A 25,482-nucleotide genomic window follows, 5' to 3' on the forward strand; every position below is an offset into this window, starting at 1 on the left:
ACTATGGTGCGCGGCTTCGCTTTCGGCTAGAAGGCGCCGACGCTAAACACACCAAGAAACCGAAAAGTCCCAAGGAGTTGGACGATATGCTGAGAGGCTCGCTTACTGCGCTCGTGACACCGTTCGAAAAGAGCGGGCGTTTCGACGAGAAAGCCTTTCGCGCTTTCGTCGAGTGGCAACTCGCAGAGGGCACCACGGGCCTCGTCCCGGTCGGCACCACCGGCGAGTCGCCGACGCTGTCGCACGACGAGCATCGCCATGTCGTCAAGGTCTGCATCGAGGTCGCCAAGGGCAGGGTGCCTGTCGTCGCCGGCGCCGGCTCCAACAATACCGCGGAAGCGGTCGGTCTGGTGCAATATGCCGAGCAGGCGGGCGCCGACGCGGCATTGGTCGTCACGCCCTATTACAACAAGCCGACGCAGCGCGGCCTCTACGAGCATTTCGCGGCCGTCGCCCGGGCGACCAGCCTGCCGATCATCATCTACAACATCCCGCCGCGCTCGGTCATCGACATGATGCCCGACACGATGGGCCGGCTGGCGCACGACTTCAAGAACATCGTCGGCGTCAAGGATGCCACCGGCAAGGTCGAGCGTGTGTCCGAACAGCGCGCCACCTGCGGCAAGGAGTTCATCCAGCTTTCGGGCGAGGATGCCTCTGCCCTCGGCTTCAACGCCCATGGCGGCGTCGGCTGCATCTCGGTGACGTCGAATGTCGCGCCCAGGCTGTGCGCCGAGTTCCAGCAGGCCACGCTGTCCGGCGACAGCGCCAAGGCACTGGAGTTGCAGGACCGTCTGTTGCCGCTGCACAAGGCCATCTTCCTCGAGCCCGGCCTGTGCGGCGTCAAATACGCGCTGTCGAAGATTGGCAAGGTCGAGAACGTTGTGCGCTCGCCGCTGGTGACGATCGAGGCATCGACCGCCGAGAAGATCGATGCGGCGATGAAGCACGCCGGCTTGATAAATTGAGGATGAGGCGCCACCTCTCCGCATCATGAATCAAGTCAGAAAAGCCGATCCCAACAACAAGACCGTTGCGGAAAACCGCAAGGCGCGGTTTTCCTATGAGGTGCTCGACACGGTAGAGGCCGGCCTGGTGCTGACCGGCACCGAGGTCAAGTCTTTGCGCCAGGGCCAGGCCAACATCCAGGACAGTTACGCCTCGGTCGAAGGCGGCGAGATCTGGCTGATCAATTCCTATCTGCCGGAATATCTGCAAGCCAACCGCTTCAACCATGAGCCGCGCCGGCGCCGCAAGCTGCTGCTCAACAAGCGCGAGATGGCAAAACTGTCGCAAAGCATTGAGCGCGAAGGCATGACGCTGGTGCCGCTGAAGATTTATTTCAACGACCAGGGCCGCGCCAAGCTGCTGCTCGCCGTCGGCCGCGGCAAGAAACTGCACGACAAGCGCGAAACCGAAAAACAGCGCGACTGGTCGCGCGAGAAGGGCCGGCTTCTCAAGGAACGTGGGTGAGGGGCCTCGGAGAATAGCCTTAGAAAAGCCAACGGTTTGGCTTTCAAGGGTTTCGACCAATCAACCACGACGATGAACAGGGGATGGTCTTGAAGAACCGGATCATCCTTTGGGGTGCGGCCAGTCTGGTCGTTGTGGGCCTCATCGCGGCAGGCGGCTTCTTGTATTTCCAGACTTTCTCGCCGGATCGGGACAGCTATCCGGTCAGGGGCATCGACGTTTCCCATCATCAGCGCGAGATCGACTGGCGGCGCGTTGCGGCCGATGACGTCGCTTTCGCCATCATCAAGGCGACTGAGGGTGGCGACCATGTCGACGATGCCTTTGCCAAAAACCTGCGCGAGGCCCGTGCGGCCGGCCTTGCGGTCGGCGCCTACCACTTTTTCACCTTCTGCCGGCCAGGCGCCGACCAGGCGAAGAATTTCATTGCAGTGGTGCCGCACGACCAGCCGCTGCTGCCGCCGGTGGTCGACATCGAATTCGGCGGCAATTGCCCGCAGCGCCCGTCGCCACAACAGCTGGGCGCGGAACTCCAGGCCTTCCTCGGGCCGGTTGAAGCCGCGTTCGGCAAGCCGGCGATCATCTACCTGACCGACGAGGCTGAGGACGCCTATGCCGAACAGATAGCTGTGCGTCGGCGCTGGCTGCGCTCGCTGGCGATCAAACCGAGCGAGGACGGCTGGATCTACTGGCAGTACCACAATATGGGCCGCGTCGACGGCATCGAGGGCGATGTCGACCTCAATGTGCTGCAGGGCGGGCAGCAAACGCTGGCTGAGTTGTTTGCACCATCTGCACAACCATCGCCATCGCCCTGAATCAGGCAGTCTTGGCCGCAGGTCTGGCAACAGCCGAAAAGGCCATTCCCGCAGCCATGATCACGATGGCGGCGAACTGGGTGCCGGTCGGCGTTTCGCCGAGCACCGTCATGGCGATCAGGACAGTTGCGATCGGCACGCATGGCATGAACAGCGATGCCGTTTGCGATCCCAGCTGTCGGACGACATAGGTGTAGAGGAACATGGCGGCCGCACCTGCCAAAAACCCTTGAATGACGATCTGGCTTGCGATCTCGGCCGCTGATGCGGCGCGCAGCCCGCTCGGGGCAAAGAAATAGAGCAATGGCAGCGGCACGCATGACAGGAGCACGACCGTTGCGGTCGCCGTGACCGGATCGACGCGCCAGCGCCGCACGAGAACGGCATAGGCGGCAAACATTGCGCCCGATGCGATGAACAAAAGATCACCGAACAGGACATCCTTCACGCCGCTGCCGGGGCGCACCGGCGCGATGAAAAGGGTCAGCCCGGCGATGATGGCGGCGACGCCGACGGTTCGCTGGCGCGAGGCTTTATCAGTCGTAGCCATGTGCGACAGCACGAACGAGAAGAACACGATCGAGGCAGGGCAAAGTGCCGCGCCATGCGCGGCGGGCGCATAGGTCAGGCCCCAATTGATGATGATCGGGTAGGGCAGTCCGGCCAGCGCCGCCAGCGTCAAGGCACGTCTCCAGCCCAATGCCCTGATAGTCGCCAGGCCGCTTCTCCAGACGACCGGGAGCATGACCATGCCGGCGCCGATAAAGCGCAAGGTCGCGAGATCGGTCGCCGTCAGATGCTCCCGCAGGCTGAACCGGGCGGCGACGAACTGCAAGGCGTAAATGCCGATCATGGCCAGGCCGGCAAGAATTGCCGGCTTCGTGTTTCGGTCCTTTGCCGCGCGCATTCTCATCCCGTTGGATCCTGCCGGCGGAGGTTTCTTCCTCTAGCGGCTCTCATTTAAAGCGCAGCCTATTGTTGAAAATGGTGCGACAAAATATGCTGTTTTCGCAATTGGGAAGTGAAAATCACACAACAGGGGCGCTACGAACGTGAATCATGAATCCGGTCAGCTTGATGCCATCGACCGCAGCCTGCTGCGGTTGCTGCAGGAGGACGGTCGCCGCACCACGCTCGATCTCGCAGCCCGAGTCGGCCTGTCGCCGACCGGCGCCAGCCAGCGGGTGAAGCGCCTGTTTCGTGACGGGTTCATCACTGCCGTCCGGGCCGTGCTCAATCCGCAAAAGATCGGCCGGGGCACGCTCGTCTTCATCGAAGTCAGACTCGACCAGGCAGCGCCGCATGTGTTCGACCGTTTCGCCGAGGCAGTGGCGAAAGCCCCCGAAGTGCTGGAGTGCCACATGGTCGTCGGCGGCTTCGACTATCTGGTGAAGGCGCGCATTTCCGAGATGGCCGCCTATCAGGATTTTTTGAAGCGCGTGATCCTGCCGCTGCCGGGTGTCCGGGAAACCCACACCTATGCGTCGATATCGGATGTGAAGCCGGACGCGCTGCTGCCGGTGTGAGACGGACCGCCTGAAGTCAGGCGGCTCGAGAGACCTCAGGCGCCAGCGTCACATTCGCATCGCCCCAGACTTTCAGGGCGGTGATCACCGGCTCCAGGCTTTGGCCGCGCGGGGTCAGGCTGTACTCGACCTTCGGCGGCACCTGCGCATAGACCTTGCGGGCGATGAGTCCGTCCATCTCCAGTTCGCGCAGCTGGTTGGTCAGCATGCGCTGGGTGCAGTTGGGAATGCGCCGGCGTATCTCGTTGAAGCGCATTGTGCCTTCCAACAGATGGTAGAGCACGACGCCTTTCCATTTGCCGTCGATATAGCGCAGCGTTCCCTCCACGGTACAGCCGGGGCTGCAATCGAATCGCTCATGGCGGATGCGCGGCATGACGGTATCCTTTTCGACACTATATGCTTTATATGTGCATTCTTGCGCTCGTCGCACATAGTTTGCATTTGTGCTCCAGACAACGCTCAACAGCAATCGCGGAGACAAAAAATGCGCGCCGTCGGCTATCAAATCCCAGCCCCCATCACCGATGAGGCGTCCCTCGTCGATATCGACCTGCCCAAGCCGGAGCCGAAGGGCCGTCAATTGCTGGTCGAGGTGAAGGCGATCTCGGTCAATCCGGTCGACACCAAGATCCGCAAAAGTGCCAAACCCGAAGCCGGAAGCTGGCGCGTGCTTGGTTGGGACGCCGCCGGCCGGGTCGTCGCCACGGGTTCGGACGCCAGCCTGTTCAAGCCCGGCGACGACGTCTTCTATTCCGGTGCACTTCCGCTGCAGGGCACCAATGCCGAGTTCCACCTCGTCGACGAGCGCCTCGTCGGCCGCAAGCCGAGTTCGCTCGACTACGCGCCAGCGGCGGCGTTGCCGCTGACGGCGATCACCGCTTTTGAGGCGCTGTTCGACCGCCTTGACGTGAAGAAGCCTGTCATCGGCGCCGCAAACGCCATCCTGATTGTCGGTGGCGCCGGCGGCGTCGGCTCGATTGCGGTCCAGCTTGCGCGCCAACTGACCGATCTGACGGTGATCGCCACCGCATCGCGGCCTGAAACCCGCGACTGGGTGCTCGGCCTTGGCGCTCATTATGTCATCGATCATTCCAGACCGATCGCTGCCCAGGTTGCCGCCCTTGGCATCGGCGCCCCGGCCTTTGTGTTCTCGACGACCAACACCGACAAACATCTGGCCGAGATCGTCGAACTGATCGCGCCGCAGGGCCGTTTCGGGTTGATCGACGACCCCCAGACGCTCGATATCAATCCGTTCAAGCGCAAGAGCGTTTCGGTCCACTGGGAGCTGATGTTCACCCGCTCACTGTATGAAACGCCTGATATGGCCGCGCAGGGCGCACATCTGAACGAACTGGCACGGCTTGTCGACGCCGGCACCATCCGCACCACCTTGGGCGAAACGTTTGGTCCTATCAATGCCGCCAATCTGAAGCGCGCCCATGCGCTGATCGAGACCGGCAAGGCCAAGGGCAAGATTGTGCTGGAGGGGTTCTGAGAGGAGGCGTTAGGTCCGCAGGAATTCCGCGATGTCGCTGAAAACCTTGACGAACATGGCTTCCGTCAAAACGCCGGTGTTGGTGTTGTAGCGCGAGCAGTGGTAGCTGGAAAACAGCGTAACAGCGCCGGCCTCGAGCCGGCCGCCATGTTTGAATGGATAGGCGGCGACGCGCTGGCCCAGCGCCCTGACCGTCGACTGGTGAGCGATCGAACCCAGCGCCAGCACTGCACGCAGCCTGGGGAAGCGCGCAATCGTCGGCACCAAAAAACTGCGGCAGGTGGCGATCTCGGCGCCAACCGGCTTGTTCTCTGGCGGCACGCAGCGCACCGCATTGGTGATCGCGGTGCCGACCAGCAGCAAGCCGTCATCGGGCCGCGCCTTGAACTCGCCGCGCGCAAAGCCGTGCGCAATCAGTGTGGAGTAGAGCAGGTCGCCGGCATAGTCGCCGGTGAAAGGCCGCCCCGTCCGGTTGGCGCCGCGCAGGCCGGGCGCCAGCCCGACGATCAGCAACTCGACGGCGCCGTCGCCTTCTGGCGGCAGGAAGGTCGGCACAGGCGCATTGAACCAGGACGGCTCGCGCTGCCGCCAGTCTGCGATGAAATCATGCAGGCGCGGGCAGAGTGGGCAGTCGCGGTCGGGTTCGGAAGCGGCGTTCAAGGCGACCGCTTCTCAATAGTCTTCCTCGTCGACCTCGGCCGGCTCGGGCCGGCGCACCGGCCGTTCGGATGGATCGCGGCCGACCTCGTTCTTCAGCGATGTCAGGTCGATGAAGTGGTCGGCCTGGCGGCGCAGATCGTCCGAGATCATCGGCGGCTGCGAGGCCATGGTGGAGACGATCGAGACCTTGCGGCCGCGCCGTTGCAGCGCTTCGACCAGCGTGCGGAAATCGCCATCGCCGGAGAAGATGACATAGTGGTCGACGACATCGGCAAGCTCGAGCGCATCGACGGTCAGCTCGATGTCCATGTTGCCCTTGATCTTGCGGCGGCCGGTCGAGTCGGTGAATTCCTTGGCCGGCTTGGTCACCACCTTGAAGCCATTATAGTCGAGCCAGTCAATCAAGGGGCGGATCGAAGAGTATTCCTGGTCCTCGACCAATGCGGTGTAGTAGTAAGCACGCAGCAGATAGCCGCGCTTTTGAAAGCTCGACAGCAGTTTGCGGTAGTCTATGTCGAAGCCGAGTGCCCGCGAGGTGGCGTAAAGATTGGCGCCGTCGATGAAAAGAGCGATTTTTTCACGGGGGTCGAACATGGCAATATTCCTTTTTCGAAATAGGTGGCGGACTAATCGAAATGGGTCTGATATATCGGTCGGCTCGTAAATAAACCGGCTGACCTTTCGTCAACCGAGATAGCGCCAGTTTTACGGCAATCCAAGGGTGCCTGGGCCGACTGCAAGCAATTGTGATCAGGGCCGTATCGTCGCCGGTGGGCAGGCTTCGCCGGCAAGGCATTCATCGGCGCCCGAAACCGGTATTGGTCGGCCCATGAGGTCACAGTGCCATAATGCTTGTATTTTGGCGGCGTTCGGGTTATGGACCGCGCCTGTTTTCCATCAAATCCAGGCATGAAAGGGGCAATCAATGGCCCGCGTAACCGTTGAAGACTGCATCGACAAGGTCGACAACCGCTTCGAGCTCGTGCTGCTCGCCGGCCATCGCGCCCGCCAGATCAGCCAGGGCGCGCCGATCACCGTGCCGCGCGACAACGACAAGAATCCGGTCGTAGCGCTGCGCGAGATCGCCGATGAGACGCTGTCGCCCGACGACCTCAAGGAAGATCTGATCCACTCGCTGCAGAAGCATGTCGAGGTCGACGAGCCCGAAGCCGACGGCGAGGCGATCGCCGACCAGACCGGCGGCGCAGTCGCGGCAACCGATGCTGACGACGCCGAAGAAAACGTCACCTTCGATCGCATGACCGAGGAAGACTTGCTGGCCGGCATCGAAGGCCTGGTACCGCCAGAAAAGAGCGACGACTACTAGGCGGCGCTCTGGACCTGCCGGGAATATGGTTCCGGCACTTCCGTCCCGTCAGTTTCGTGGCTATCTATGAGATGCGCCGTACGCTAGTGCGGCGCATCAATCATTTCAGCACCGCGAGAACCCGCCCATGATGCGTCAGTATGAGCTTGTCGAGCGCGTCGCGCGCTACAAGCCTGACGTCAACGAGGCGTTGCTCAACAAGGCCTATGTCTACGCCATGCAGAAGCATGGCCACCAGAAGCGCGCGTCCGGCGATCCCTATTTCTCCCATCCGCTCGAAGTCGCCGCCATCCTCACCGAAATGCACATGGACGAGGCGACGATCGCCGTCGCTCTGCTGCACGACACGATCGAGGACACGACCGCGACGCGGGCCGAGATTGACGATCTGTTCGGTCCCGAAATGGGCAAACTGGTCGAGGGTCTGACCAAGCTGAAGAAGCTCGATCTCGTCTCCAAGAAGGCCGAGCAGGCGGAGAACCTGCGCAAGCTGTTGCTGGCCATCTCGGAGGATGTGCGCGTCCTTCTGGTCAAGCTCGCCGACCGTTTGCACAACATGCGCACCCTCGACCACATGCCCGAGGCCAAGCGCCTGCGCATCGCCGAGGAGACGATGGATATCTATGCGCCGCTCGCTGGGCGCATGGGCATGCAAGGCATGCGCGAGGAGCTGGAGGAGATCGCCTTCCGCTTCATCAATCCGGAAGCCTACCGCGCCGTTACCGCGCGGCTTGCCGAGATCTTCGAGCGCAACAAAGGGGTGCTGACCGACATTGAGAAGGCGCTGTCGGCGCTGTTTGAGAAGCACGCGATCAACGCGGGCGTGAAGAGCCGGCAGAAGAAGCCGTGGTCGGTATTTCGCAAGATGGAGGCCAAGGCGCTGTCCTTCGAGCAGCTCTCCGACATTTTCGGTTTCCGCGTCGTCGTCGACAGCGTCGAAGATTGTTACCGCGCGCTCGGCGCCATCCACACGACATGGTCGATGGTGCCCGGCCGCTTCAAGGATTACATCTCGACGCCGAAGCAGAACGATTACCGCTCGATCCACACCACAATCGTCGGCCCCTCGCGCCAGCGCGTCGAACTGCAGATCCGCACCCGCGAGATGAACAAGATCGCCGAATATGGCGTCGCCGCCCATTCGATCTACAAGGACACCGGCGGCAAGACCAACGGTGCCGCCCATACGATCTCAAAAGAGACCAACGCCTATGCCTGGCTGCGGCGCACCATCGAGCAACTGGCCGAAGGCGACAATCCGGAAGATTTCCTCGAAAACACCAAGCTGGAGCTGTTCCAGGACCAGGTCTTCTGCTTCACGCCGAAAGGCATGCTGATCGCGCTGCCGCGCGGCGCTACCCCCATCGATTTCGCCTATGCCGTGCACACCGATGTCGGCGACACCTGCGTCGGCGCCAAGGTCAACGGCCGCATCATGCCGCTGATGACCGAGCTCAAGAACGGCGACGAGGTCGAGATCATCCGCTCCAAGGCGCAGGTGCCGCCCGCTGCCTGGGAATCGGTTGTCGTCACCGGCAAGGCGCGCTCGGCCATCCGCCGCGCCACCAAGAACGCCATCCGCAAGCAATATTCCGGTCTCGGCGCCCGCATCCTCGAGCGCGCTTTCGAACGCGCCGGCAAGACGTTCACCAAGGAAAACCTGAAGCCGGTGCTGCACCGGCTGGCGCGCAAGGACATCGAGGATGTGCTGGCCTCCGTCGGGCGTGGCGAGCTTGCCTCGACCGACGTCATGAAGGCGGTCTTTCCCGACTACAAGGACGAGCGCGTCACCGTCAGTGCCCCCAAGCAGCGCGAGGAGGGCTGGTCGAAGATCCGCAACGCCGCCGGCATGCTGTTCCAGATGCCCGGTACGCGAGCCGCGCGCAAGGACAAGAACCAGCCGCGCGATGGCGCTGTGCCGATCCGCGGCGTGCGAGGCGACCTGCCGGTGCGCTTCGCGCCGGAAGGAGCCGTGCCCGGCGACCGCATCGTCGGCATCGTCCAGCCCGGCACCGGCATCACCATCTATCCCATCCAGTCGCCGGCGCTGCAGGCCTTCGACGACCAGCCGGAGCGCTGGATCGACGTGCGCTGGGACATTGACGAGCAGACCAAGGAACGCTTTCCAGCGCGCGTCTCGGTCACCGCCATCAACGCGCCAGGGTCGTTGGCCGACATCGCCCAGGTGGTTGCCTCGAACGACGCCAACATCCATACGCTGTCGATGGTGCGCACCGCGCCCGACTTCACCGAAATGCTGATCGATCTCGAAGTCTGGGATCTGAAGCATCTCAACCGGCTGCTGTCGCAGCTCAAGGACAATTCGAGCGTCAGCGATGCGCGGCGCGTCAACGGTTAACCACTAGTTTTTCGGGACAGGCAGGATGAACACGGACGAAGTGCTGGGCATATTCCGCGAGGCGGGCGCTGTTCTCGAGGGACATTTCATCCTGACATCAGGCCTGCGCAGCCCAATCTTCCTGCAGAAGGCGCGGGTCTTCATGCATGCCGACAAGACCGAGCGCCTGTGCAAAGCGCTGGCCGAAAAGATCCGCAAGGCGGTGCCGGGCGAGATCGACTACGTCGTCGGTCCGGCGATCGGCGGTCTGATCCCGGCCTACGAGACGTCGCGCCATCTCGGCGTCCCTGCAATCTGGGTCGAGCGCGAAGGCGGCGAGTTCAGGCTGCGCCGCTTCGAGATTGCGCCGGGATCGCGCGTCGTCATCGTCGAGGACATCGTCACCACCGGCCTCTCGATCCGCGAGACCATCGACTGCCTGCGCGCGCTTGGCGCCGAAGTGGTGGCCGCCGCCTGCATCATCGACCGCTCGGCCGGCAAGACCAATGTCGGCGTGCCGCTGATCGCGCTCGCCGAATACGAAGTGCCCGCCTATCCCGCCGACCGCCTGCCGCCGGAACTGGCCGCCATCCCGGCGATCAAGCCCGGCAGCCGCAACATCTGAGGGAATGCATCTCGCCCAACAGTGCGCTGGACCTTCCGCAATGAAAGTCAGGCAGCCTGTTCCTGCATTGCCTTCTCCGCCGCCTTGGCGAGAAAACCAGATCGCGTATAGCCGTGAGCCTCAGCAAACGCATCGATCCGTTGAAGAACATCAGCCGGTAGGGTGACGTTTACTCGCACCACCTTTTTTTGGCATCGGTTTTCACCCAACCAGAATAGCTACGCCATCGCGATTGATCGCTGATGCCATAATCTCAGCCAGAGACGAGGGCTCCGGAATAGCCTCTCCGTCCTCAACGAGTCCTTCGATATGGAAGGCAAGGGCTTCTTCGGCCATGCCTCGGGCGTCGTCCAAGTCTTCACCCGCCGTAACCAGGCCGGCAAAATCAGGAAAAGAGACGCCAAAGTCGCTCTCAGCATCCTTATGGATAAGTCCGATATACTGCTGCATGGTTCTCACCTCAGTTTCAGTCCGGATTGTTTTCCGATGCTGCGCAGGGTGCCGATTGGTATGTCTCGTTTGGGGTGTGGTACGGTGACCCGTCCCGGTTTGTCGTGGTGCTTGAATTGAGCATGACTGCCTTTTCGAGCAACTTCAAACCAACCATCAGCAACCAACTTTACAATCATGTCGGCGGTTTTGGAGCAACGACATGCATAAGGGAAAAACACTATGATCGCCGGTATCGATCATTTCGTGCTGACGGTCCGCTCGGTGGAGGCCACCTGCGCGTTCTATCAGCGCGTGCTAGGCCTGAAACGTCTCGACGCGCCGAACCGGCCGACGGCTCTGCTGTTCGGGTCGCAGAAGATCAACCTGCATGAAGTCGGTCGCACTTTTGAGCCGAAAGCCAGGACGCCGACGGCCGGGTCCGGCGATTTCTGTCTGGTCGCCGCCAGGCCGCTCGCCGAGATCTGTGGCAGCCTGGAGGCCAATGGCGTGGCAATAGAAGTCGGTCCGGTCGAACGTACCGGCGCTCGCGGCCCAATGATGTCGGTCTATTTCCGCGATCCGGACGGCAATCTGGTCGAAGTCAGCGAATATCGGAAATAGTCTATCCGCCTCGGCATGGTCTTCGCGGGCGGGCCTTATCGTCGTCATCTAACCTCTCACCTGAGGTTGTCCTCAGTTTCGCCCCAATAGCGCTTTTTTACAGGACTGCGGCAGACCAGCACGGCGGCGTTTCGTTGTCCGCGGCAAGGCAGTCGCTATATTAAAGTCGTTGTTGCCTTTCTGCGCCCTCGAAGCGCAAGATAGACCTATCGCGTCCGGCCTGGGATGGTTGGGGCGTTGCTGAACGGGAATTGAAACAGAGTGCTTTTTCGACGCCGCAAGCCTGATGGCCTGTTGGAGCGGGTGCGTACCTATCTATGGCCACGCCGCTCGTTTTCCCGCTCGTTGCAGTATTTCTCCAAGCGCATCCTCAGGCTGAAGGCCACGCCACACGCAGTGGCGGCCGGCGTCGCGGCCGGCGTGTTCGCCTCCTTCTTTCCACTCGGCTTCCATTTCGCCGTCGCCGCCGTGCTCTGCTGGGTAATCGCCGGCAATCTGGTGGCCGCCGCCCTCGGCGCGGTATTCTTCGGCAATCCGCTGACTTTCCCGCTGCTGTGGGGGGCGTCCTGGGAAGTCGGCAAGCTGATCCTGCATGAACGCCTGCCCAAGAACGGACCGCCTGCGCATCTTGGTGAGATGATGTACACGCTGTCGTTTGCCAAACTGTGGCACCCGGTGCTGGAGCCGATGCTGATCGGCGCGGCGCCGCTCGGGCTGGTCTTCGGGCTCATCTTCTACGGCATCACCCGCTGGGGCATGACCGCCTTTCGCGAGCAGCGCCGCAAGCGCATGGCCGAACGGGCACACAAAGCCGGCCACGGCGGACGAGAAGTTCCGGCGGAATGATCATCGGCATCGGCAGCGACCTGATCGACATCAGACGCATCGAAAAGTCGCTGGAACGGCATGGCCAGCGTTTCATCCAGCGCATCTACACCGATGTCGAGCAGGCCCGCTCCGAGGGCCGTGGCGGGCGTGCCGCCTCCTATGCCAAGCGCTTCGCCGCCAAGGAAGCCTGCGCCAAGGCGCTCGGCACCGGCCTGGCGCAGGGCGTGTTCTGGCGCGACATGGGTGTCGTCAACCTGCCCAGCGGCAAGCCGACCATGGCGCTGACCGGCGGGGCGGCTGCGCGGCTGGCCAAAATCCTGCCGCAAGGACACAAAGCGGCGATCCACCTCACAATCACCGACGATTTCCCGCTTGCTCAAGCCTTTGTGATCATCGAGGCGCTGCCCGCCGAACAAGCGCCACATTGATTGCTTCTGACGACCGGCGATTATATCTAACGCCGGCATGACGTTGCCCAGCGCGCGCCGAGACTCTATACCATCCAAGCACAATCGAGGACGACATGAGCGTGGCTGAAAAATCCGAGAAGAAATCCGGCGGGCTTGGCGAAATCGTCAGCGTCATCATCCAGGCTTTGCTGCTGGCCATGGTCATCCGCACGCTGCTGTTCCAACCCTTCTCGATCCCGTCGGGGTCGATGCGGCCGACCTTGCTCGAAGGCGACTATCTCTTCGTCACCAAATGGTCCTACGGCTTCTCGCGCTATTCGCTGCCGTTCGGTCCAGACATTTTTTCCGGCCGCATCTGGGGCTCCGATCCGAAGCGCGGCGACGTGGTGGTGTTCAAGTTCCCGCCGGATCCGTCGCTCGATTACATCAAGCGCGTCGTCGGCCTCCCCGGCGACCGTATCCAGATGAAGGACGGCCAGCTGTTCATCAATGGCCAAGGCGTGCCGCGTGTGAAGACCGGCCAGATCCAAAATCCTGACATCACCGAAGTGCCCGAGCCGGTCGATGTCTATCGCGAGACCCTGCCCAACGGCGTCAGCTACGACACGCTCGACCTGACACCGAATTCGATCACCGACAACACCCGCGAGTTCGTCGTGCCGCCCGGCAATTACTTCATGATGGGCGACAACCGGGACAATTCCTCCGACAGCCGCCTGAGCGTCGGCTACGTCCCGGCGGAAAATCTGGTCGGCCGCGCCAACATCGTCTTCTTCTCGATTGCCGGGAAGGCGAGTCCGCTCGAGATCTGGAAATGGCCGTCGCTGGTGCGCCTGTCGCGCATGTTCCATTTCGTAAATTGATGGCTTTGAAGCGCCCGACTGGTGAAACTCTGGCCGATTTGGTGAAAGCCAGGACCGGCCATTCCTTCCGGGACGTCCGCTTGCTCGAGACCGCGCTGACCCATTCCAGTGCGGTCAAGGCAAGCAGCAACAACCAGCGCCTCGAATTCCTCGGCGACCGCGTGCTCGGCCTGATCGTTGCCGACCTGCTTTTCGAAAAATTTCCCGAAGCGCCGGAAGGTGAAATCGCGCCGCGCTTCAATGCCCTGGTCGATGCGCGGACATGTTCCGAGATCGGCATTGAAATGCAGCTGGAAGATCTGGTCCGCGCCGACGCCGCCTTGAAGGCGCGCTCGCGCGGCTCGGGCGGAAACTATCTGGCGGATGCGGTCGAAGCGCTGATCGCGGCGGTCTATATCGATGGCGGCCTCGATGCGGCCAGGCAATTCGTCCTGCGATACTGGGAGCCGCGCTCGCAAAAGGTCGTGGCAAAGCCGCCCAATCCGAAATCCGACCTGCAGGAATGGATCGCCAAGAGCAGCGATGTCAGGCCCGAATACGCGATCGAAAAACGCGAAGGACCTGAACACCAACCGGTCTTCACGGTGTCCGTGAAGGTCAGTGGTTTTGCCCCGGCAAGCGGCATGGGCGGCTCTCGCCGTGCAGCCGAAGAAGCGGCGGCATCGGCATTTCTGTTACGCGAAGGCATCTGGGCCAACCAAGGGAGTGCGGCATGACCGCCAGCGAAGACTTGCCCTCGGCAGCGGAAGCTCCTGCAACGCATTCCGGATTCGTCGCGCTGATCGGGGCGCCCAATGCCGGCAAGTCGACTTTGGTCAACCAACTGGTCGGCGCCAAAGTGTCGATCGTCACCCACAAGGTGCAGACCACCCGCGCTATCGTGCGCGGCATCGCCACGCACGACAATGCACAGATCGTCTTCGTCGACACGCCCGGCATCTTCAAGCCGAAGCGCCGACTCGACACCGCGATGGTGACCACCGCCTGGGGCGGCGCCAAGGACGCCGATATCGTGCTGCTCTTGATCGATGCCGAGCGTGGCATCCGGGGCGACGCCGATGCCATCCTCGAGCGGCTGAAAGACGTGCGCCAGCCGATGGTGCTGATCCTCAACAAGGTCGACCGGGTCAAGCACGAGGCGCTGCTGGCCTTGGCCGCGGCAGCAAACGACAAAGTGCCGTTCAAGCGCACCTTCATGGTCTCGGCGCTGACCGGCTCCGGCTGCAAGGATTTGCTCGATTACCTCGCGCAGGCGCTGCCAGTCGGCCCCTGGTACTATCCGGAGGATCAGATCTCCGACCTGCCGATGCGCCAGCTTGCAGCCGAGATCACGCGCGAAAAGCTGTATTTGCGGCTGCATCAGGAGTTGCCCTATTCCTCCCATATCGAGACCGAGAAATGGGAAGAGAAGCCGGACGGCTCGGTGCGTATCGACCAGACTATCTATGTCGAGCGCGACAGCCAGAAGAAGATCGTGCTCGGCCACAAGGGCGAAACGATCCGCGCCATCGGGCAGGCCGCGCGCATGGAGATAGCCGGCATCCTCGAACAGAAGGTGCACCTGTTCCTGTTCGTCAAGGTGCGCGAGAACTGGGGCGACGACCCCGAGCGCTACCGCGAGATGGGGCTTGAGTTTCCCCATTGAGCTTCGTCGTCTAGAACTGCCGCCCCGGCAGTTTGAGATGACGATATGAGTGACCCAAAACTGACCATCGATACCGGTCTCGTGCGCCGGCTGAAAGCCGGGAGACGTTTCGCGAACATATCGACGTCGATGAAGCGACCTGGGCACGCGGCCGCGGCTGGACGCTGTGGAAGGCGCTGATCACCGTTGCCGGACACGACGCCAACCAGGCCGAGGCCGAAAGATCCCGGCGCGTGATCGATGAGGTGCTGGCCGACCATACGAACTTCACGCGATAGTAGCATTTCTACGGTGTGTCGGCGGTCCAATGTCAGTACAGATCGCACGCGTCTCCGCCCAATCCTTGATTTCGCCACGCATCCGGTGACAAGCTCCCGGCATGGAATGGCGCGACGAGGGAATCATTCTCGGCACCCGCAAGCATGGCGAAACCAGCGCCATCCTCGAGGTGATGACGCGCGCGCATGGCCGCCATCTCGGCCTGGTGCGCGGCGGCCGCTCGCGCAAGCAGCAGCCGGTGCTGCAGCCCGGCAACCGCGTCGACCTGTTGTGGCGGGCCCGCCTCGACGAGCATCTCGGCATCTTTCAGGCCGAGGCGATCGAGATGAATGCCGCCCGGCTGATGGACAGCGCGGTGGCCGTCTACGGCCTGCAGACCATGGCCGCGCATCTTAGGCTGCTGCCGGAGCGCGACGCCCATGGCGGCCTCTACGAGACGCTGGCCGTGATGATCGCCCATCTCGACGATCCAGATGCCGCCGGTGAATTGGTGGCGCGCTTCGAACTGCTCATCCTCGACGAGCTCGGCTTCGGCCTCGATCTCAGCCAGTGCGCGGCGACTGGCGCCCGGCAGGATCTGGCCTATGTCTCGCCGAAATCCGGCCGCGCCGTGTCGCGCCAGGCCGGCGCGCCGTGGCGCGACAAGATGCTGGCGCTGCCGGCCTTCCTGCAGCGCGGCTCTGGTCTGCGCGCCGATCAGGCGGCACTCGAGGATGCGTTCCGGCTGACCGGTTTCTTCTTCACCCGCCATGTCTATGAGCCGCGCGGCATCGAACAGCCCGACGCGCGTGCCGGCTTCCTCGCCGCCTTGCGCAAGCACCATTCGGGCGGCAAGGCCGCCGCAACAACACACGCTGCCCCAGAAATCCCAACCTGAGCATCATCATATGAGCGAAGTCGAACTTTATCCCGGCCGGGTGTCGCCGCTTGGCCTCGGCACCATTCCGCTTGGCGACCTGCACGAATACAGCGGCCTCGACCTTTTGCAGCGCATCATCGACGGCAAATATCCGGCGCCGCCGATTTCCTTCCGGCTGAATTTTACCCTGACCGAAGTGTCGGAGGGACGGGCGGTGTTTCGCGGCATGCCGAGCGAGCGCCATCTCAACCCGCTGGGCGGCGTGCATGGCGGCTGGGCGGCGACGCTGCTTGATTCGGCGCTGGCCTGCGCGGTGCAGACGCTGCTCGAGAAGGGCGAGGCCTACACGACGGCGGAGTTCAAGGTGAATTTTACGCGGCCGATCACGCCAAAGACCGGCGAAGTGGTCTGCGAGGGCAAGATCGTCCACAAAGGCCGCACGCTGGCGGTGTCGGAAGCAACGCTGAAGGATGCGCAGGGCAAATTGCTCGCCTTCGGCACCGAGACATGCTCGATCTTCCCAGCCGCCAATCTGGCGGCGCGCTGAGGAAGGCGGCTTTGGCTCAGCCGGCTTGGCGCCGTTTCATGAAATCATCGAGGATGGCGCGTTGACCGCTGAGGATTTTGAGGCTGGCTTCAGGCAATGAAAACCAGCCGGCTCTGTCGACTTCGCGAAACTCCTTCATCGAGCCGGACCTCGGTGGCCATTCCATGGTGAACATGTTGCTCTTGACGGCATCGGCATCGGCGTCGACATCGGCTTCGACGCTCCAGGCGATGACGATCTTGCCGCCGGGTTGCCGATAGCTGCCGACAGGCTCGAAATCGCCTTCGATGGCGACGCCGAGTTCCTCTCCGGCCTCGCGCCGGGCGGCCGCCAGCTCATCCTCGTTCTCTTCGACGAGACCCTTGGGGATAGACCACGCGCCTTCGTCCTTCCTTGCCCAGAAGGGACCGCCGGGATGGATGAGCAGAAACTCGAGAATGCCGGCCTTTGTCCGGTGGATTAGCAATCCAGCACTTCGTTTCGGCATTAGATTTTCCTCGTAGCTCATTTGAGGATAGCATGGGTCCCTGGCAAGTAGCGGCGGCGCCATTCCTGACCATCCGGGATGATGGGTGAGGATAACGGCTGTAGACCGCTGGAATTTGCCGGCGAAACATGCTCGATGATTTCTCTCCGCTCACCATTGCGGTGGCGTGACTTGAATAGCCGTCTGGGGTGGCCGTGTGGCCGCCGCAATTGTCAGTGAAAACTGGCCTGGTTTGGGGGAACCGCCATGTTTGAAAGCCTGATTGGCGCTGTCGTCGTTGTCGTGCTGTTCGTCCTCGTCTTGCGCCAGCAGGGCCGCATCAGCCTGATCGAGCGCGAACTCGGCGCGCTGCGCAGCCTGGTTCTGTCCGGTGTGAATGTTGCTGCGCCCGCTGCCAAGGCGGTTGAGGCGGCCGCAAATGACAGCGTGCCGGCGGATGCCGCTGAGGCCACCACAGCGATTGCCGACATAGCTTCGCCAAGAGTAGCCGAAGTGGCACAAGCGCCGGCCGCGGCGCCCGAAGCGGCCACCAGCGAGCCCGTGCCGGAACTTTCGGCAGCGGCCAAGGCGGCGTTGACCGGATCCGCGCCGGCTGCCACCGCGAAAGCAGCTCGCCAGTCCGAAGTTGAAACCGCGCTCGGCACACGATGGGCGGTCTGGGTCGGCGGCATCGCGCTGGCCTTGGGCGGCCTGTTCCTGATCCGCTACACCATCGAGGCCGGCATTTTCGGCCCGGAAGTGCGGCTGGCCCTGGCGGCATTGCTCGGTCTGGTGCTGATCGGCGGCGGCGAGTTCATCCGCCGCACGGGCTTCAAGGTTCCGGTGGAAGGAGTGGCTGGCGCCTACATCCCGGCGATCCTGACGGCCGCCGGCGCCTTCATCCTGTTCGGCACGGTCTATGCCGCCCATGCCGTTTACGGCTTCGTCGGCCCGACCTTCGCCTTCACCGTGCTCGGCGCCATCGGCGTGGCAACGATTGTCGCCGCTCTCGTCCACGGCCAGGCACTGGCCGGCATCGGCCTTGTCGGTTCAATGGCAACGCCGGCGCTTGTGTCCTCGCAGGCACCCAACCCATGGGCGCTGTTCATCTATCTCGCCATCGTGCTTGCCGCCACCGCGGTGATCGCCCGCATGCGCGACTGGAAATTCCTGATCGCGGCGGCCTTCTTCGGCACCGGCGCCTGGACCATCGCCTACATGATGGCTGCGCCCGGCACCGACCTTGCCGTCATCCTGTTCATCGACGCGGTGACGCTGGCAGTGCTCGCCTTTGTCTGGCTGGGCAGTCGTGGCGGCGAAGCGGAAACTGCAAAGAACGGTTTCGACTGGCCCTCGATCGTGCCTGGCGTCTTCGTTGCGTTTTCAGCGCTTGGCCTGTCGGTCGACATGACACTTGTCGCCGCCGGCGGCGCCTTGCCGGGCGCAACCGTCCTCGTTGCCCTTGTCGCCACCGCACTCTACCGGCCGCGCGCGCTGCCGCTGCTGCACGCCGCCGGTGTGGTGAGCGTGATGATCTATCTCGGCATTATTCCGCCCGCCACCATCGGCTCGGACATATCCCAGGGAAACATAGGCTTTGACGGCATGCCGGTGGCCGCCGGAAACCCGTGGACGCTGCACATCGGCATCGGTCTCGGCCTGGTCTTCATCGGCGCCGGTTTCTGGGCCGCACGCCGCTTCGCCGCAACCGCACAGGTTCGCGCGGCATGCTGGGCGGCATGGGGCGTTGCTGCGCCGCTGGTCATCCTGCTGACGCTGTGGCTCGCCTATGGCAATCTCGATCGCGATCTTGCCTACGCCACAGTCGCTGCCCTTCTGGTTGTCGTCTTCGCCGCCGGCGGCGAATGGATCGCGCGCGCCGAACAGCCGCCACTTAAGGGCGACATCGCCGTCTCCTTCGCGCTGTGCGGCTCGGCTCTGGCCGGCCTGCTGATGCTGCATATGGCCTTCGGTTCCGGCTGGACGACCATTCTCGCCGGCGTTGCCGCCATCGTGCCGGCGCTGGCGACGCGCTGGCGCTCCTATCCGGTGCTCGGCTGGATTTCGGTCGGCGCGGTCGTCGCCGTGCTTGGCCGCGTTGCCTTCGATCCGACCATCGTCGGCGCCGGGTCGCTGACGACGACGCCGGTGTTCAACTGGCTGCTACCCGGATACGGCGTGCCGGCGCTGACCTTCGGCTTCGCCGCCTGGCAACTCGCCCGCACCACCAATGGCCGGCCGCGCCTTGCCATGGAGGCGGGTGCAGCCCTGTTCGCGCTGCTCACCATCGCCATGCTGGTGCGCCACGCCATGCATGGCGGCGTCATCGACACCGGCCCGGTCACGCTCGCCGAGCAGGCGATCTACACGCTGATCGCCATCGGCGCCGGCGCCATGCTGGTCGCCATCGACATGCGCTCGCCAAGCTCGGTGCTGCGCTACGGCTCGATGGCCGCCGGCGTGGTCTCGGTCACCTTCATCGTCTTCCAGCATTTCCTGGTGCTGAACCCGCTGTTCACCGACGAGACGACCGGCCAGATCCCGGTGTTCAACCTGTTGTTCCTGGCCTACCTGCTGCCGGCCATCGCCGCCGGCGGGCTGGCGCTCTATGCCAGGTACAAGCGGCCGCCATGGTATGCGCAGATGCTGGCGGTGGTCGCGGCACTGCTTGTCTTCGCCTACGCCACACTGTCGGTCAGGCGCGTGTTCAAGGGCGAGTTCATCGGCCTGTGGAGCGGCCTTGGCCAGCTCGAGACCTACACCTATTCGGCGCTCTGGCTGGTCATCGGCGTCGTGCTGCTCACCGCTGGCGTCTGGTTGAAATCGCAGGTGCTGCGCATCGCCTCGGCGGCGCTGATCGCGATTGCCGTGGTGAAAGTCTTCCTGTTCGACATGTCGGAGCTGGAAGGCGTGCTCAGGGCGCTGTCCTTCATCGGCCTGGGTGCGGTGCTGATCGGCATCGGCCTGTTCTACCAGCGGCTTCTGACGCGGGCGGCGAAAGAGGGCAGCGCCGCGCCTTGAATGAATATGCAAGATGGTATATGAATATCCTCTAGGGGATATTCATATGCCGCTCTATATCCGTGACGATGAAGTGGATGCGCTGGCCGCCAGATTACAGCGCGAGACGAACGCTCCGAGCAAAACGGAAGCGGTGCGAATTGCGCTCGTGCACGAACTTGAACGCAATCGCACCAAGGTGCCGCTGCGCGACCGGATTGCCACGCTGCAGACCGAGGCCAGGAAGATCGGCCTACCCAATCCCGATTTCGACATGAAGAAATTCACCGACGAGATGTGGGAAGACTGATGTTTGTCGACGCATCAGTGATCGTGGCAATTCTCAACCAGGAGCCGGGCTGGGAGGAATTGCTCAAGCGGCTTTCCGGTTTTTCGGGCTTGCTCTGCGTTTCTCCGTTGGTGCGCTTCGAAGCAACGCAGGCACTGGCGCGTGCCGGCGCGGGGTCGCGCAAACCCACTGCCGAGGCCCTTCTCCATGCTCGCGATCTGTTTGATCGGTTCATCGTGGAGATTGACGGAGGGAGTGTGATCATCGACGACGACATCGGCTCTAGCGCCATCGATGCCAGCGCCCGTTACGGCAAAGCCGTTGGGCACCGGGCGGATCTGAATTTTGGCGACTGTTTCGCCTATGCCTGCGCGAAAAGCCTCGATCTTCCGCTGCTCTACAAGGGCAATGATTTCGCACTGACGGATTTGGGATAATTCGGCTTTCTTGTTGATTGCCGGGAATAATTTGGCCGATCATCTCGTTATCTCATTGCTTGGGTGACCGGGGCGGCGGACCGCTTCGCGCTGGCCGCTTGCGCCGCGCCGGGAAGGCGCGTTCAATTGGTTAAACAAGGGCGACCTCAGAACCAGCGGTCATGGACGAAAAGAAGGCAGCAATCCTTGGTGAAATACCGCGCCTGCGCCGCTACGCACGCTCGCTTCTGCGCGACCGCGATTCCGCCGACGATCTCGTCCAGGATTGCCTCGAACGGGCGCTCTTGCGGCTCGAGAGCTGGCAGACAGGAGAAAGCCCCCGGAGGTGGCTGTTTACGATCATGCATCATTTGTTCATCGATCAGATGCGCAAGGTGAACCGGCGCGGTGAGGCGGCGATCCTGCCGCTCGACGCAAACGAGGCGCAGGCAGTCCCCGCCGAGCAGGCGGAGAATGCCGCCTCGCGCGAGATCATCGACGCTCTGCAGGCGATCAGCCCCGACCGCCGCGCCGCCCTCGTCATGGTCGCCATCGAAGGCTTTTCCTATGCCGAGGCCGCCAACATTCTCGGCGTGCCCGCCGGCACGCTGATGTCGCGCATAGCGCGCGGGCGCGAGGAGCTGCGCAGCCTGCTCGACGACACCGCGCGCCGCCGCTCGATAAGGATCGTCGAGAAATGACCCGCCGCGATTTTTCCGAACGCGATATCCACCTGGCCCTCGACGGTGAACTGCCGGGCGACGAGCACGCCGCCTATGACGCCTGGATCGACGCCAATCCCGAAATGAAGGCGAAAAGCGCCCGCTACACCGCCGACCGCGCCGCACTGCGCGCCGCCTTTGCCGGCGTGCTCGACGAGCCCGTGCCGGTGCTGTTCAAGCAGATCGTGCGCGGTGAAGGCGCGACCAAAGTGGCGGCGCGGCAGTCGCGCTGGTGGCTTGCAGCCGCGGCGGCCGCGGTGCTCGTCGTCGGCGGTCTTGGCGGCTATTTTGCCGGCATCGACGGTATCGGCAGGGATGACGGGGCAGACGACCAGCTGGCCGAGGAGGCTATCGCCGCCCATGTCATCTATGCCGCCGAACAACGCCATGCGGTGGAAGTGCCGGCCAGCGACAAGGATCATCTGCAGACCTGGCTGTCCAACCGCGTCGGCCTGAAGCTGGTGGCGCCCGATCTGGTGGCGGAGGGCTTCCAGCTGGTTGGCGGCCGGCTGCTGCCCGCCGGCCAGGGCAAGGCCGCCATGCTGCTTTACGAGGACGCCAAGGGCCAGCGCATCTCCCTGTTCGTTACCGCTGATTCCTCAGCCAAGTCCAAGGGTACCTACATGGCCGACGCCGACGGTCCCGAGGCGGTCTACTGGCTGGACAAGGGCTATGCCTGCGCAGTCGTCGGTTCGCTGCCGCGCGAGCAGCTGGCGGCAGTGGCCAAGCGCGCCTATGGCCAGCTAGTGGCCGGCCTCGCCAGTTGAGCGCATTCCGTTTTCGCAGTCGTGCAACGGGGGCGGCGGCGCACTTCGCGGTGCTGCTCCCATCGCCCACTCGCGGCGGAACCTGTCACAATTCGGCCCTATTCAAGGTGCGATAGCGCTTGGCTGATATCGGCGTTTCGGCTGATGTTTGCGACGTGTTCGACCGGGGCTTTCCACCCACTCAATCGAGGTTTTCTGAACCCGCATGCCTGCCGAGATTCGCAAGGCCCGCGCGTCCGACGTCGATGACCTCGCCGCCATCGAGAAGGCGGTTTTTTCCAGTGACCGCATTTCCCGGCGCTCCTTCCGCCTGTTGATCGAACGCGAGACCGCAGAGATGCTGGTCGCCGAAAGCGATGGCCGCGTCGCCGGCTACGCCGTGGTGCTGTTTCGCAAGGGCAGCGGCGTCGCCCGGCTCTACTCGCTTGCCACCAGTCCGTTTTTCAGCGGCCTCGGCTTCGGCCGCATGCTGCTTGCAGCAGCCGAAGAGGCCGCCTTCGAGCACGACCGCATGATGCTGCGCCTCGAAGTGCGCGAGGACAATCTTCGCGCCATCCGCATCTATGAGCAGAGCGGCTACCGCAAGATCGGTCGCGAACCCCACTACTACGAGGATGGCGAGACGGCGCTGCGCTATGAGAAGACCTTGCGCGGCGACATTCCGGTCGCCACCAAAGTGCCATTCTACCAGCAGACCTGCGAATTCACCTGCGGCCCATGCTGCCTGATGATGGCGATGGCCAATTTCGATTCCGGCTTCGTGCCCGATCCGGTCATGGAAATCCGCCTGTGGCGTGAGGCGACGACGGTGTTCATGATGTCAGGCCCTGGCGGCTGCGAGCCGTTCGGCCTTGCGGTAGCAGGCCACGAAAACGGGCTAGCGGCGGAAATCTTCGTGTCCTTTTATGGCGCGCTGTTCCTGCAGTCGGTGCGCAGCGAGGACAAGCGCCGGGTGATGGAACTCGCCCAGGTCGACTTTCGCCGCCGCGCGGAACAATACGGCATCCCGGTGAATTACCGTCCATTCGCCATCGACGACATCCGTGGCGCTTTGGCCGAAGGCAAACTGGTGCTGGTGCTGATCAGCGGTTTCCTGATGTTCGGCAAGAAGGTGCCGCATTGGGTGCTGGCCATCGGCGATGACGGCGACCATATCCTCATCCACGATCCCTGGGTCGAGGACGAAAGACAGGAGACCATCCTCGATGCCGCCAACATTCCCGTGCCGCACGGCATCTTCATGAACATGGCGCAATTCGGCCGCGACGGACTGCGTGCCGCCATCACTCTTGGGAAACGCAGATAACAATGACCTGGGTCATCCTCACCGGCCGGCAGAACGATCTCGATCAGGCCGCGACGCCGCATAAGATCATCACCAACCGTGATTATCTTGCGCATCCGGCGCTGTTTCGCGGCCAGCAGCCGAAGGTCATCAACCTGTCGAACAATTACGCCTACCAGAGCCGCGGCTACTATGCCTCCCTGCTCGCGGGTTCGCGCGGCCACAAGGTCATCCCGACGGTCGAGACGATGATCGACCTGTCGGAGCGCAAGCTCTACGAGCACGCGCTGCCGGAACTGGAGCTGGCGCTCAACAAATGCCGCAAGGATCTCGGCGGCGTCTTTCCGCAAAAAGTCTGCATCTTCTTCGGCATCGGCCCGTCGAAGATCTGGGATCGCTTCGCCAAGCTTTTGTTCGACTGGTTCCGCGCCCCGGCGCTTGAGGTCCACATCAAGGACAGCGCCGAATGGGCTTCGATCCGCAAGATCGGCTTCCTGCCGCTGGCCAGGATGACCGAGGAGGAAGAAGCCTTCTTCGTGCAGGCGCTCGAGACCTACACCAACCGCGAGTGGCGTGACACCAAGGGCCGCACTCCGGCGCGCTACACTTTCGCCACGCTGGTCGATCCGCATGAGGAACTGCCGCCGTCGGAGATTTCCTCGCTGCGCTACTGGGCCAAGATCGCCGAAAAGATGGGCGTCGAAATCGAACCGATCACCAGGAAGGATCTGGCCAAGCTCGCCAATTACGACGCGCTGTTCATCCGCGAGACCACCTCGATCTCCAACCATACCTACCGCTTCGCGCGCCGCGCCCAGCAGGAAGGCATGCCGGTGATCGACGATCCGCTGTCGATGATCCGCTGCACCAACAAGGTCTATCTCAACGAACTGATGGCCTACAACAAGGTGCCGGTGCCGCCGACAGTGATGATTGCCGGCACCACGGACCTCGAACTGGCGGCGCAGACGCTGGGCTTTCCGCTGGTGCTGAAGATCCCGGACTCATCGTTCTCGCGCGGCGTCAAGAAATGCGGCAACTTCGAGGAACTGAAGACACTCGCCACCGAGTGGCTGGAGGATTCCGATCTTCTGATCGCGCAGAAATTCATTCCGACCGAATATGACTGGCGCGTCGGCGTGCTCGGCGGCCAGCCTCTGTTTGCCGTGCACTATCTGATGGCCAAAAAACATTGGCAGATCGTCAACCACAAGGCCAGCGGCAAGCCCGACCAGGGCGGCATCAAGACCTTCACGCTGAAAGAGACGCCGCCGCATGTCGTCGAGACGGCGGTGAAGGCGGCGCGCTGCATCGGCGACGGGCTTTACGGCGTCGACCTCAAGGAAACCAAGGATGGCGTCTTCGTCATCGAGGTCAACGACAACCCCAATCTCGATCATGGCTGGGAGGATTCCGGCGAAAAGGACGAGGTCTGGGTGCGGCTGACGCAATGGTTCCTGGAACGGCTCGACCGTCCCGGGCGGTAATTCAAGGCGAGGGGGACGCATGCAGTTCATCGTCATCGAGGATTTCACCGGCTGCGATCGCAAGGAGATCTATCGTCGCTTCGGCGAGCGCGGCCGCCTGAAGCCGGATGAGCTTGTCGTGCACCACTCGTGGATCGCGGCGGATATGAGCCGCTGCTTCCTTCTGGTCGAGGCCGATGACGTCACGCTGCTGCAGCGCTGGGTCATCGAATGGGCTGACCTTGTGGAGTTCGAGATCATTCCCGTGGCGACGAGCAAGGACATGGTCGCCGCTTTGGCCAGCCATCTCTGAGTGGGG

At 62.9% G+C, this 25,482-nt stretch carries 30 protein-coding genes and 1 pseudogene; 24 read left to right on the plus strand and 7 right to left on the minus strand.

Going from position 1 to position 25,482, the window contains the following annotated elements:
- Nucleotides 1–86 precede the first annotated feature (86 nt).
- The 3 genes from dapA to AC1D1N_RS20265 all read left to right on the plus strand — a co-directional run bounded on the left by dapA (nucleotide 87) and on the right by AC1D1N_RS20265 (nucleotide 2,291).
- On the plus strand, nucleotides 87–968 hold the full coding sequence (gene dapA, locus AC1D1N_RS20255) for a 4-hydroxy-tetrahydrodipicolinate synthase (protein ID WP_477350599.1): 882 nt from the start codon (nucleotides 87–89) through the stop codon (nucleotides 966–968).
- Between the two features lie 25 nt (nucleotides 969–993).
- Nucleotides 994–1,473: an SsrA-binding protein SmpB gene (gene smpB / locus AC1D1N_RS20260; protein ID WP_025583626.1), complete on the plus strand. Its 480-nt coding sequence runs from the start codon at nucleotides 994–996 to the stop codon at nucleotides 1,471–1,473.
- Between the two features lie 89 nt (nucleotides 1,474–1,562).
- The gene (locus tag AC1D1N_RS20265) at nucleotides 1,563–2,291 is read left to right on the plus strand and encodes a glycoside hydrolase family 25 protein (protein ID WP_477350601.1); all 729 of its coding nucleotides are present in this window, start codon (nucleotides 1,563–1,565) and stop codon (nucleotides 2,289–2,291) included.
- A 1-nt stretch (nucleotide 2,292) separates the two neighbouring features.
- Here the strand turns inward: AC1D1N_RS20265 and AC1D1N_RS20270 are convergent, their stop codons facing one another.
- Nucleotides 2,293–3,204, minus strand: a complete 912-nt coding sequence (locus tag AC1D1N_RS20270; protein ID WP_477350603.1) for a DMT family transporter — start codon at nucleotides 3,202–3,204, stop codon at nucleotides 2,293–2,295.
- Between the two features lie 139 nt (nucleotides 3,205–3,343).
- Here AC1D1N_RS20270 and AC1D1N_RS20275 point away from each other — a divergent pair, with 139 nt between their 5' ends.
- Nucleotides 3,344–3,817: an Lrp/AsnC family transcriptional regulator gene (locus AC1D1N_RS20275; RefSeq protein WP_112560722.1), complete on the plus strand. Its 474-nt coding sequence runs from the start codon at nucleotides 3,344–3,346 to the stop codon at nucleotides 3,815–3,817.
- Between the two features lie 16 nt (nucleotides 3,818–3,833).
- On the opposite strand, the gene AC1D1N_RS20280 is transcribed toward AC1D1N_RS20275, so the two are convergent.
- Entirely contained in the window at nucleotides 3,834–4,193 is a 360-nt protein-coding gene (locus AC1D1N_RS20280; protein ID WP_436259047.1) for a winged helix-turn-helix transcriptional regulator, read from the minus strand.
- A gap of 111 nt (nucleotides 4,194–4,304) precedes the next feature.
- Between AC1D1N_RS20280 and AC1D1N_RS20285 the strand changes: the two genes are divergently transcribed.
- A complete protein-coding gene (locus AC1D1N_RS20285; RefSeq protein ID WP_436259048.1) occupies nucleotides 4,305–5,318 on the plus strand; it encodes a zinc-binding alcohol dehydrogenase family protein in 1,014 nt (337 codons plus the stop codon).
- Nucleotides 5,319–5,327: 9 nt separating this feature from the next.
- On the opposite strand, the gene AC1D1N_RS20290 is transcribed toward AC1D1N_RS20285, so the two are convergent.
- On the minus strand, nucleotides 5,328–5,978 hold the full coding sequence (locus AC1D1N_RS20290) for a uracil-DNA glycosylase (RefSeq protein WP_436259049.1): 651 nt from the start codon (nucleotides 5,976–5,978) through the stop codon (nucleotides 5,328–5,330).
- A 12-nt stretch (nucleotides 5,979–5,990) separates the two neighbouring features.
- Nucleotides 5,991–6,572: a LabA-like NYN domain-containing protein gene (locus AC1D1N_RS20295; RefSeq protein ID WP_112560724.1), complete on the minus strand. Its 582-nt coding sequence runs from the start codon at nucleotides 6,570–6,572 to the stop codon at nucleotides 5,991–5,993.
- 331 nt (nucleotides 6,573–6,903) lie between these two features.
- Between AC1D1N_RS20295 and rpoZ the strand changes: the two genes are divergently transcribed.
- The 3 genes from rpoZ to pyrE all read left to right on the plus strand — a co-directional run bounded on the left by rpoZ (nucleotide 6,904) and on the right by pyrE (nucleotide 10,268).
- Nucleotides 6,904–7,305, plus strand: coding sequence for a DNA-directed RNA polymerase subunit omega (gene rpoZ, locus AC1D1N_RS20300; protein ID WP_027045279.1), 402 nt, complete (start codon nucleotides 6,904–6,906; stop codon nucleotides 7,303–7,305).
- A 127-nt stretch (nucleotides 7,306–7,432) separates the two neighbouring features.
- Entirely contained in the window at nucleotides 7,433–9,664 is a 2,232-nt protein-coding gene (locus AC1D1N_RS20305; protein WP_192256693.1) for a RelA/SpoT family protein, read from the plus strand.
- Between the two features lie 25 nt (nucleotides 9,665–9,689).
- Entirely contained in the window at nucleotides 9,690–10,268 is a 579-nt protein-coding gene (gene pyrE / locus AC1D1N_RS20310) for an orotate phosphoribosyltransferase (RefSeq protein ID WP_477350607.1), read from the plus strand.
- A 47-nt stretch (nucleotides 10,269–10,315) separates the two neighbouring features.
- Here the strand turns inward: pyrE and AC1D1N_RS20315 are convergent.
- Together AC1D1N_RS20315 and AC1D1N_RS20320 are read right to left on the minus strand one after the other, a co-directional pair.
- Nucleotides 10,316–10,718, minus strand: a pseudogene (locus tag AC1D1N_RS20315) (type II toxin-antitoxin system HicB family antitoxin).
- Between the two features lie 5 nt (nucleotides 10,719–10,723).
- Entirely contained in the window at nucleotides 10,724–10,897 is a 174-nt protein-coding gene (locus tag AC1D1N_RS20320) for a type II toxin-antitoxin system HicA family toxin (RefSeq protein ID WP_436261939.1), read from the minus strand.
- A 43-nt stretch (nucleotides 10,898–10,940) separates the two neighbouring features.
- Here AC1D1N_RS20320 and AC1D1N_RS20325 point away from each other — a divergent pair, with 43 nt between their 5' ends.
- The 8 genes from AC1D1N_RS20325 to AC1D1N_RS20360 all read left to right on the plus strand — a co-directional run bounded on the left by AC1D1N_RS20325 (nucleotide 10,941) and on the right by AC1D1N_RS20360 (nucleotide 16,752).
- Nucleotides 10,941–11,321 (plus strand): VOC family protein, encoded by a 381-nt coding sequence (locus AC1D1N_RS20325; RefSeq protein ID WP_436259051.1) that lies wholly within the window; start codon nucleotides 10,941–10,943, stop codon nucleotides 11,319–11,321.
- 261 nt (nucleotides 11,322–11,582) lie between these two features.
- Nucleotides 11,583–12,167: a DUF2062 domain-containing protein gene (locus AC1D1N_RS20330; protein ID WP_477350609.1), complete on the plus strand. Its 585-nt coding sequence runs from the start codon at nucleotides 11,583–11,585 to the stop codon at nucleotides 12,165–12,167.
- Complete coding sequence (gene acpS, locus AC1D1N_RS20335; RefSeq protein WP_436259053.1) at nucleotides 12,164–12,577, plus strand: holo-ACP synthase; 414 nt, start codon at nucleotides 12,164–12,166, stop codon at nucleotides 12,575–12,577. The genes AC1D1N_RS20330 and acpS overlap by 4 nt, the downstream gene beginning before the upstream one ends.
- A gap of 95 nt (nucleotides 12,578–12,672) precedes the next feature.
- Nucleotides 12,673–13,422: a signal peptidase I gene (gene lepB, locus AC1D1N_RS20340; RefSeq protein ID WP_112560730.1), complete on the plus strand. Its 750-nt coding sequence runs from the start codon at nucleotides 12,673–12,675 to the stop codon at nucleotides 13,420–13,422.
- Nucleotides 13,422–14,138 (plus strand): ribonuclease III, encoded by a 717-nt coding sequence (gene rnc, locus AC1D1N_RS20345; RefSeq protein ID WP_352584961.1) that lies wholly within the window; start codon nucleotides 13,422–13,424, stop codon nucleotides 14,136–14,138. The genes lepB and rnc overlap by 1 nt, the downstream gene beginning before the upstream one ends.
- A complete protein-coding gene (gene era / locus AC1D1N_RS20350; protein WP_436259054.1) occupies nucleotides 14,135–15,067 on the plus strand; it encodes a GTPase Era in 933 nt (310 codons plus the stop codon). The genes rnc and era overlap by 4 nt, the downstream gene beginning before the upstream one ends.
- Nucleotides 15,068–15,446: 379 nt before the next feature.
- A complete protein-coding gene (gene recO / locus AC1D1N_RS20355) occupies nucleotides 15,447–16,223 on the plus strand; it encodes a DNA repair protein RecO (RefSeq protein WP_436259055.1) in 777 nt (258 codons plus the stop codon).
- 10 nt (nucleotides 16,224–16,233) lie between these two features.
- A complete protein-coding gene (locus tag AC1D1N_RS20360; protein ID WP_436259056.1) occupies nucleotides 16,234–16,752 on the plus strand; it encodes a PaaI family thioesterase in 519 nt (172 codons plus the stop codon).
- Between the two features lie 16 nt (nucleotides 16,753–16,768).
- Here AC1D1N_RS20360 and AC1D1N_RS20365 read toward each other — a convergent pair whose 3' ends face one another.
- Nucleotides 16,769–17,239, minus strand: a complete 471-nt coding sequence (locus tag AC1D1N_RS20365; RefSeq protein ID WP_477350612.1) for an NUDIX hydrolase — start codon at nucleotides 17,237–17,239, stop codon at nucleotides 16,769–16,771.
- A gap of 246 nt (nucleotides 17,240–17,485) precedes the next feature.
- Here AC1D1N_RS20365 and AC1D1N_RS20370 point away from each other — a divergent pair, with 246 nt between their 5' ends.
- The 8 genes from AC1D1N_RS20370 to AC1D1N_RS20405 all read left to right on the plus strand — a co-directional run bounded on the left by AC1D1N_RS20370 (nucleotide 17,486) and on the right by AC1D1N_RS20405 (nucleotide 25,476).
- Nucleotides 17,486–20,239, plus strand: coding sequence for a DUF2339 domain-containing protein (locus AC1D1N_RS20370; RefSeq protein ID WP_477350614.1), 2,754 nt, complete (start codon nucleotides 17,486–17,488; stop codon nucleotides 20,237–20,239).
- Between the two features lie 46 nt (nucleotides 20,240–20,285).
- Complete coding sequence (locus tag AC1D1N_RS20375; protein ID WP_477350616.1) at nucleotides 20,286–20,528, plus strand: type II toxin-antitoxin system VapB family antitoxin; 243 nt, start codon at nucleotides 20,286–20,288, stop codon at nucleotides 20,526–20,528.
- Nucleotides 20,528–20,944 carry a type II toxin-antitoxin system VapC family toxin gene (locus tag AC1D1N_RS20380; protein WP_477350618.1) on the plus strand — a complete coding sequence of 139 codons (417 nt, stop codon included), beginning with the start codon at nucleotides 20,528–20,530 and terminating at the stop codon, nucleotides 20,942–20,944. The genes AC1D1N_RS20375 and AC1D1N_RS20380 overlap by 1 nt, the downstream gene beginning before the upstream one ends.
- A gap of 161 nt (nucleotides 20,945–21,105) precedes the next feature.
- The gene (locus AC1D1N_RS20385; RefSeq protein WP_112560736.1) at nucleotides 21,106–21,624 is read left to right on the plus strand and encodes an RNA polymerase sigma factor; all 519 of its coding nucleotides are present in this window, start codon (nucleotides 21,106–21,108) and stop codon (nucleotides 21,622–21,624) included.
- Nucleotides 21,621–22,412 (plus strand): anti-sigma factor family protein, encoded by a 792-nt coding sequence (locus AC1D1N_RS20390; protein WP_477350620.1) that lies wholly within the window; start codon nucleotides 21,621–21,623, stop codon nucleotides 22,410–22,412. The genes AC1D1N_RS20385 and AC1D1N_RS20390 overlap by 4 nt, the downstream gene beginning before the upstream one ends.
- A gap of 205 nt (nucleotides 22,413–22,617) precedes the next feature.
- Entirely contained in the window at nucleotides 22,618–23,718 is a 1,101-nt protein-coding gene (locus tag AC1D1N_RS20395) for a peptidase C39 family protein (RefSeq protein WP_112560738.1), read from the plus strand.
- Nucleotides 23,719–23,720: 2 nt separating this feature from the next.
- Nucleotides 23,721–25,184 carry a RimK family protein gene (locus AC1D1N_RS20400; RefSeq protein ID WP_112560739.1) on the plus strand — a complete coding sequence of 488 codons (1,464 nt, stop codon included), beginning with the start codon at nucleotides 23,721–23,723 and terminating at the stop codon, nucleotides 25,182–25,184.
- A 19-nt stretch (nucleotides 25,185–25,203) separates the two neighbouring features.
- On the plus strand, nucleotides 25,204–25,476 hold the full coding sequence (locus tag AC1D1N_RS20405) for a DUF3303 domain-containing protein (RefSeq protein ID WP_436259061.1): 273 nt from the start codon (nucleotides 25,204–25,206) through the stop codon (nucleotides 25,474–25,476).
- Nucleotides 25,477–25,482 lie beyond the last annotated feature (6 nt).

It is taken from the genome of Mesorhizobium sp. P2_B5 (genome assembly GCF_056404775.1).

Excerpts from the sequence above, each read along its gene's own strand:
- acpS (WP_436259053.1), top strand. The coding sequence starts at position 12,164 with ATGATCATCGGCATCGGCAGCGACCTGATCGACATCAGACGCATCGAA.
- AC1D1N_RS20385 (WP_112560736.1), top strand. The coding sequence starts at position 21,106 with ATGGACGAAAAGAAGGCAGCAATCCTTGGTGAAATACCGCGCCTGCGC.
- AC1D1N_RS20375 (WP_477350616.1), top strand. The coding sequence starts at position 20,286 with ATGCCGCTCTATATCCGTGACGATGAAGTGGATGCGCTGGCCGCCAGA.
- AC1D1N_RS20365 (WP_477350612.1), bottom strand. The coding sequence starts at position 17,239 with ATGCCGAAACGAAGTGCTGGATTGCTAATCCACCGGACAAAGGCCGGC.
- AC1D1N_RS20270 (WP_477350603.1), bottom strand. The coding sequence starts at position 3,204 with ATGAGAATGCGCGCGGCAAAGGACCGAAACACGAAGCCGGCAATTCTT.
- lepB (WP_112560730.1), top strand. The coding sequence starts at position 12,673 with ATGAGCGTGGCTGAAAAATCCGAGAAGAAATCCGGCGGGCTTGGCGAA.
- dapA (WP_477350599.1), top strand. The coding sequence starts at position 87 with ATGCTGAGAGGCTCGCTTACTGCGCTCGTGACACCGTTCGAAAAGAGC.
- rnc (WP_352584961.1), top strand. The coding sequence starts at position 13,422 with ATGGCTTTGAAGCGCCCGACTGGTGAAACTCTGGCCGATTTGGTGAAA.
- AC1D1N_RS20360 (WP_436259056.1), top strand. The coding sequence starts at position 16,234 with ATGAGCGAAGTCGAACTTTATCCCGGCCGGGTGTCGCCGCTTGGCCTC.
- AC1D1N_RS20370 (WP_477350614.1), top strand. The coding sequence starts at position 17,486 with ATGTTTGAAAGCCTGATTGGCGCTGTCGTCGTTGTCGTGCTGTTCGTC.
- AC1D1N_RS20325 (WP_436259051.1), top strand. The coding sequence starts at position 10,941 with ATGATCGCCGGTATCGATCATTTCGTGCTGACGGTCCGCTCGGTGGAG.
- AC1D1N_RS20295 (WP_112560724.1), bottom strand. The coding sequence starts at position 6,572 with ATGTTCGACCCCCGTGAAAAAATCGCTCTTTTCATCGACGGCGCCAAT.
- rpoZ (WP_027045279.1), top strand. The coding sequence starts at position 6,904 with ATGGCCCGCGTAACCGTTGAAGACTGCATCGACAAGGTCGACAACCGC.
- AC1D1N_RS20285 (WP_436259048.1), top strand. The coding sequence starts at position 4,305 with ATGCGCGCCGTCGGCTATCAAATCCCAGCCCCCATCACCGATGAGGCG.
- pyrE (WP_477350607.1), top strand. The coding sequence starts at position 9,690 with ATGAACACGGACGAAGTGCTGGGCATATTCCGCGAGGCGGGCGCTGTT.
- smpB (WP_025583626.1), top strand. The coding sequence starts at position 994 with ATGAATCAAGTCAGAAAAGCCGATCCCAACAACAAGACCGTTGCGGAA.
- AC1D1N_RS20390 (WP_477350620.1), top strand. The coding sequence starts at position 21,621 with ATGACCCGCCGCGATTTTTCCGAACGCGATATCCACCTGGCCCTCGAC.
- AC1D1N_RS20280 (WP_436259047.1), bottom strand. The coding sequence starts at position 4,193 with ATGCCGCGCATCCGCCATGAGCGATTCGATTGCAGCCCCGGCTGTACC.
- AC1D1N_RS20405 (WP_436259061.1), top strand. The coding sequence starts at position 25,204 with ATGCAGTTCATCGTCATCGAGGATTTCACCGGCTGCGATCGCAAGGAG.
- AC1D1N_RS20305 (WP_192256693.1), top strand. The coding sequence starts at position 7,433 with ATGATGCGTCAGTATGAGCTTGTCGAGCGCGTCGCGCGCTACAAGCCT.
- AC1D1N_RS20380 (WP_477350618.1), top strand. The coding sequence starts at position 20,528 with ATGTTTGTCGACGCATCAGTGATCGTGGCAATTCTCAACCAGGAGCCG.
- AC1D1N_RS20320 (WP_436261939.1), bottom strand. The coding sequence starts at position 10,897 with ATGATTGTAAAGTTGGTTGCTGATGGTTGGTTTGAAGTTGCTCGAAAA.
- recO (WP_436259055.1), top strand. The coding sequence starts at position 15,447 with ATGGAATGGCGCGACGAGGGAATCATTCTCGGCACCCGCAAGCATGGC.
- AC1D1N_RS20400 (WP_112560739.1), top strand. The coding sequence starts at position 23,721 with ATGACCTGGGTCATCCTCACCGGCCGGCAGAACGATCTCGATCAGGCC.
- AC1D1N_RS20395 (WP_112560738.1), top strand. The coding sequence starts at position 22,618 with ATGCCTGCCGAGATTCGCAAGGCCCGCGCGTCCGACGTCGATGACCTC.
- era (WP_436259054.1), top strand. The coding sequence starts at position 14,135 with ATGACCGCCAGCGAAGACTTGCCCTCGGCAGCGGAAGCTCCTGCAACG.